The 5,606-nt window shown below is 71.9% G+C and carries 4 protein-coding genes; 2 read left to right on the top strand and 2 right to left on the bottom strand.

Annotated elements, in window-relative coordinates:
* Positions 1–261: 261 nt before the first annotated feature.
* On the top strand, positions 262–2,949 hold the full coding sequence (gene polA, locus ACIQOV_RS24875) for a DNA polymerase I (RefSeq protein WP_401051933.1): 2,688 nt from the start codon (positions 262–264) through the stop codon (positions 2,947–2,949).
* Between the two features lie 84 nt (positions 2,950–3,033).
* The gene (locus tag ACIQOV_RS24870; protein WP_401051931.1) at positions 3,034–3,201 is read left to right on the top strand and encodes a hypothetical protein; all 168 of its coding nucleotides are present in this window, start codon (positions 3,034–3,036) and stop codon (positions 3,199–3,201) included.
* 59 nt (positions 3,202–3,260) lie between these two features.
* Here ACIQOV_RS24870 and ACIQOV_RS24865 read toward each other — a convergent pair whose 3' ends face one another.
* Entirely contained in the window at positions 3,261–3,845 is a 585-nt protein-coding gene (locus ACIQOV_RS24865; protein WP_401051928.1) for a signal protein, read from the bottom strand.
* A gap of 123 nt (positions 3,846–3,968) precedes the next feature.
* The gene (locus ACIQOV_RS24860; protein ID WP_401051926.1) at positions 3,969–5,063 is read right to left on the bottom strand and encodes a HEAT repeat domain-containing protein; all 1,095 of its coding nucleotides are present in this window, start codon (positions 5,061–5,063) and stop codon (positions 3,969–3,971) included.
* Between the last annotated feature and the right edge of the window lie 543 nt (positions 5,064–5,606).

The following is a 5,606-nucleotide window of genomic DNA, read 5'->3' as shown; positions in this document are numbered from 1 at the left end:
GCGGTGCCGGGGGCCGCATCGGTCATGGGGGAACTCCTGCCGCTGGGATCTGCTGGGGGGATGTGCCGCCTGTGATCGTACGACCGTCCTACTCATAGGTAGCAGCCGCGGCCGAACCGGCGCGGCGTCCTTTTTGTCGGTGCCGGGCCATAGGATCGGTGGCCGGTAGTGGAATCGGCAGGAACGGACGTTGACGTGGCTACGCAGAGTACGGACAAGGGCGCGACGGGTGGCGGCGGGGCCGGCCCGCGGCCCCGGCTGATGCTGCTCGACGGGCACTCGATGGCCTACCGGGCCTTCTACGCCCTGCCCGTGGAGAACTTCAACACCTCCACCGGCCAGCCCACCAACGCGGTCTACGGCTTCGCCTCGATGCTCGCCAACACCGTCCGGGACGAGCAGCCCACCCACCTCGCCGTCGCCTTCGACCTCTCCCGGCAGACCTTCCGCTCCGTCGAGTTCCCCGACTACAAGGCCAACCGCGCCAAGACGCCGGACGAGTTCCGCAGCCAGGTCGGCCTGATCGGCGAACTGCTCGACGCCATGCACGTCCCCCGGCTGACGGCCGAGGGCTTCGAGGCCGACGACATCATCGCCACCCTGGCCACCGCCGCCGAGGCGGCCGGCTACGACGTCGACATCGTCACCGGCGACCGCGACTCGCTCCAGCTGGTCACCGACCACGTCACCGTGCTCTACCCGACCAAGGGCGTCTCCGAGCTCACCCGCTACACCCCGGAGAAGGTCGCCGAGAAGTACGGCGTCACCCCGCGCCAGTACCCGGACCTCGCCGCGCTGCGCGGCGACCCGTCCGACAACCTCCCCGGCATCCCCGGCGTCGGCGAGAAGACCGCCGCCAAGTGGGTCAACCAGTTCGGCTCCTTCGACGAACTCGTCGCCCGCGCCGACGAGGTCAAGGGCAAGATCGGCGAGAAGCTGCGCGACCACCTCGACTCGGTCAAGCGCAACCGGGTGCTCACCGAGCTGGTCCGCGACGTCGAACTCCCGCTCGGCGTCACCGACCTGGACCGCAAGCCCTTCGACAAGGACGCCGTCGGCACCCTGATGGAGTCGCTGGAGTTCCGCAACGCCAACTTCCGCGACCGCGTCTTCGGCATCGACCCGACCACCGGCTCGGACACCGCCGAAGCCGAGCTCGCCCCCGGCGTCGAGGTGGACGGCGAACTCCTCACCGACCCCGGCACCCTGGCCGCCTGGCTCGCCGAGCACGCCTCCGACGGCAAGACCACCGTCGCGCTCGCCGCCGTCTACCAGTGGGCGCTCGGCGCCGGCGAGGTCACCGAAGTGGCGCTCGCCGCCGGGGAGACGGCCGCCTGGTTCGACCCGGCGCTGCTCGCCGAGGAGGACGAGCGGGCCTTCGCCGCCTGGCTCGCCGACGCCGGCGCCCCCAAGGCCCTGCACATCGCCAAGCAGGTCATGCGCGCCTTCGCCGAGCGCGGCTGGACCATCGAGGGCGTCGTCGCCGACACCGCGCTCGCCGCCTACCTGGAGAAGCCCGGCCGCCGCACCTTCACCCTGGAGGTGCTCGCCGAGGAGTACCTGGCGCGCTCGCTCACCCCGGCCCCCGCCACCGAGAGCGGCCAACTCTCCTTCGACGCACCGGAGGAGGACGAGACGGCCGCCGCCCGGTCGCTGATGCTCCAGGCCCGCGCCGTACTCGACCTCGCCACGCTCTTCGACACCCGCCTCGGCGAGGTCGGCGCCGCCGAGCTGATGCACGACATGGAACTGCCCATCGCCGCCCTGCTGGCCCGGATGGAGCGCTACGGCATCGCCGCCGACCGCGAGTGGCTCACCGGCCTGGAGGCCCAGTTCGCCGCCGAGATCCAGCGCGTGGTGGAGGAGGCGCACGCCGCCGCCGGGCACGAGTTCAACCTCGGCTCGCCCAAGCAGCTCCAGGAGATCCTCTTCGGCGAGCTCGCACTCCCCAAGACCAAGAAGATCAAGACCGGCTACACCACCGACGCCGACGCGCTCACCTGGCTGGCCACCCAGACCGACAACGAACTGCCGGTCGTCCTGCTGCGCCACCGCGACCAGGCCAAGCTGCGCACCACCGTCGAGGGCCTGCTCAAGACCGTCTCGCCCAAGGGCCGGATCCACACCACCTTCAACCAGATGGTCGCCGCCACCGGCCGACTCTCCTCGCAGGACCCGAACCTGCAGAACATCCCGGTCCGCACCGAGGAGGGCCGGGCGATCCGCCGCGCCTTCGTCGTCGGCGAGGGCTACGAGTCGCTGCTCACCGCCGACTACTCCCAGATCGAACTGCGGATCATGGCCCACCTGTCCGAGGACGAGGCGCTGCTGGAGGCCTTCGCCTCCGGCGAGGACCTCCACACCACCGTCGCCTCCCAGGTCTTCGAGGTGCCGCGCGCCGCGGTGGACGCCGAGATGCGCCGCAAGATCAAGGCCATGTCCTACGGCCTGGCGTACGGACTCTCCGCGTACGGGCTCTCGCAGCAGCTCGGCATCAAGCCCGCCGAGGCCCAGGGCCTGATGGACACCTACTTCGAGCGCTTCGGCGGCGTGCGGGACTACCTGCGCCGGGTCGTCGACGAGGCCCGGGCGACGGGCTACACCGAGACCCTGCTCGGCCGCCGCCGCTACCTGCCGGACCTCAACAGCGACAACCGCCAGCGCCGCGAGATGGCCGAGCGGATGGCCCTCAACGCCCCGATCCAGGGCTCGGCCGCCGACATCGTCAAGATCGCCATGCTCCGGGTGGACGAAGCGCTGCGTACGGCCGGCCTCACCTCCCGGATGCTGCTCCAGGTGCACGACGAAATCGTGCTGGAGCTGGCCCCGGGCGAGCGCGAGCAGGTCGAGGCCGTCGTCCGCGAGCAGATGGCGGGCGCCTACCCGCTGCGTGCCCCGCTGGACGTCTCGGTCGGCGTCGGCCCCAACTGGGAGGCCGCCGCGCACTGACGGCACCGCTGCCGCACGGGCCCGGGCACGCGAGTGTCCGGGCCCGCCGCTACGATCCTGCCGGTCCGGCGCGCAGTGGGCGCGGTGGGCGCGACGGCGACCGCCGAGGAATCGGACCCGCAGGGCAAGTGCTTCCACGACTCGGCCGGCCGGATCATCACCTGCGGGCCCGTCCAGACCGGTATCCCGATCCTGCGCCCGGGGCAGACGATGGGCACCCCCACCCCGGGCCGGCCGAACCACACCCACTGACGCGAAGCAGCCGACCGCTCGGCTGTTCCGACACGTCACTGATCGAACCGGGCCGTTCTTCAGCCGGCCGAGACCTGGAGCTTGTAGTCCACGGAGACGGCAAAGGATCCCGACGAGCCTCTGATGCTCAGTGTGTGGTTGCCGGGGGCCAGCGGTTCCACTTGTACCCAGAGTCCGCAGGCCTGGGTTCGGAACCGCCCCCCGTCCCGGGTGAGCGGATTGCCGGCCACCGCACTGATCTGCACGGCTGTGGCCTCGTACCGATCGGGTTCCAGCGCTTGGCCGTCGAGGACGGCGCTCCCCTGTGCCGTGGCCATGAAGGCGTTGCAGTCGTCCGTTTCGCCGAAGAGGTTCACCAGGGGGAAAGCCACCGGCCGTGCCGCGGGCACTGTGCACGAACGCGTCACGGCCCCGCCGAAGGTGCCGGCCAGGAACCAGACGCCGCCCTTCTGTCCCCGGGCGCACAGGTGGCCGTCCGGATCCGAGACCGGGTTCGAGTCGCTGGTGCTCGAAGCCGCCCAGCTCCACCAGCGACCTTGGAGCTCGGCGGCGTTCAGCTTGGCCCGCGCGCCACTCCCGTGCGCCGCGAGCGGGACAGGCGTGCTGGAGCACGCGCTGACCAGAGCCAGTGCTCCGATCAGCAAGGTTGTGGATCTTCTGAGATGCATGGGCGAAGAGTAGGGGGCCGTGACTCCTCCTGGCGCCGGGCAGGCACTCGGCGCTTCCGGTACCACCGCACTGCGTACGGGGCAGAGGCGTGGCAGCCGTCATCGACAAAGTGGCCTGGATCCACACCGAGGGCCGGGAGGGGAACCGGGCAGGGTGCTCGGCAGGTCGGCCGTGACCAGCTCGGCAGCGCGCGCGGGGTCGCCGTCCGCGCGGGCGAGCAGCGCCTCGATGTCGTAGCTCGACGACCCGAAGGCGGCGTCGAGGCCGAGGGAGCGGCCCCAGCCGAAGCGTTCCATGGAGACGGCGGCGCCCAGGTCGGGGCGGAGCCGGTCGAGCGTGCAGACCAGCTCCCAGGCGAAGGCGTCCAGGCGGGCCCGCCGAGCCGGGTTGCAGGCGTTCACGGCATCGGTGACCCAGTCCTCGCCGGGCTCGTACTCCGGGAGGGCCGGCAGCGGTTCGAGGACGTCCGCGATCGGCGCCGCGCTGAACGTGAGGAGGTGCGCGTCCTCGGGGTTGCCGAGCAGTTCGGCCAGGAGCGGGACGGCGCGGGGGTCGTGCCGACTGGCCAGTCCGCGGATCGCCTCCGTACGGGCGTCGGCGTGCTCGTCGGCCGTCCGCTCCCAGAGCGCGGCCCGGATCGCGGGGCTGTCCACCTCGGACTGGACGCCGAGGGTGAACGTCGCCCAGTTGCGGACCTCCGGGTCCGGGTCCTGGCTCAGCCCGATGAGGGTGCGGATGTCCGGCCCGTCCGGTAGGCCGGTGAGGACCTCCGCGAACGAGCGGGCCACCCCCTCGCGGACCTCGGCGTCGGGATGCCCGGCGAGGGTGACGAGGACGGGGACGGCGCGCGGGTCGTGCGTCTGCTCGATCGCGCGCGCCAGGGACCGCAGTACGTCGGCCTCGGTCTCCCGCTGCGCGAGGGCGACCAGCGCGGTGGCCGTCCCGACGCGGACCGCCTCGTGGTGATAGCAGGCGTCGCGCAGCAGGTCGCAGCCCGCCCCGCGCTCGATCGGATCGGCCGAACCGATCAGCTCCAGGCCGAGCGGCAGCGCCGCCCTGTCGGCGGCCGCCTGCCACAGCAGCGATACGTACTCGGCCCAGCCGTCATGGTCGTCCGGGTCGTCCGAAGCGGCGATGGCGCGCGCCGCCACCAGTGCCCGCGTGACCAGCTCCGCCACGGTGTCCGTTTCCATGCGGGCATTCTGGTGCACCCACCGCGAGTGCGCGCGGGAATTGTCGGCCCGACCGCGCCTCCGGTCCACGCGCGCGTCGACAACCCCGGACGAGATCGGACCCGACCGAGAGCCCGACTTGCCCACAGGCCAAGGGGATCGAGCGCAACTTCTTCGCTGCGCCCGGCGCGGTGGCAGCCAGGATCCGGTGCCGGCGCTCGCCCGCGGGCTGGTTCACGAGCCCGTCGACGATCGGGGTGGAACCGGCCGAGGCGAGGTACGCCGAGTTGGCGTCCATGGTGCAGCCGGCGAAGAACATCGGCAGGTCGAGCCACTCGTCCAGGGGCGCATGGTTGAAGCGGCAGGACGTCGAAGCTCGCCGGTCTTCCGCGCGGCGGGGCGGTGGGGGTGCGCAGGAAGTCGGTGGGGCCGACTTCCTGCGCAGCAAGGGGTGTTGGTCAGGTTCGGGTGGCTTGGGTGCGGCAGTGGGTGAGGGCGTATTTGATGCGGGTGTCGGGGTTGGGGGTGGTGGTGAGGAGTTCGCCGGCGGTGACGAGGGTGGTC

The sequence above is a fragment of the Kitasatospora sp. NPDC091257 genome (assembly GCF_044757675.1).
GTDB lineage: Bacteria > Actinomycetota > Actinomycetes > Streptomycetales > Streptomycetaceae > Kitasatospora > Kitasatospora lactacystinica.
Note: the sequence above shows the minus strand (reverse complement) of the source record. Positions and strands in the feature narration are given on the sequence as shown.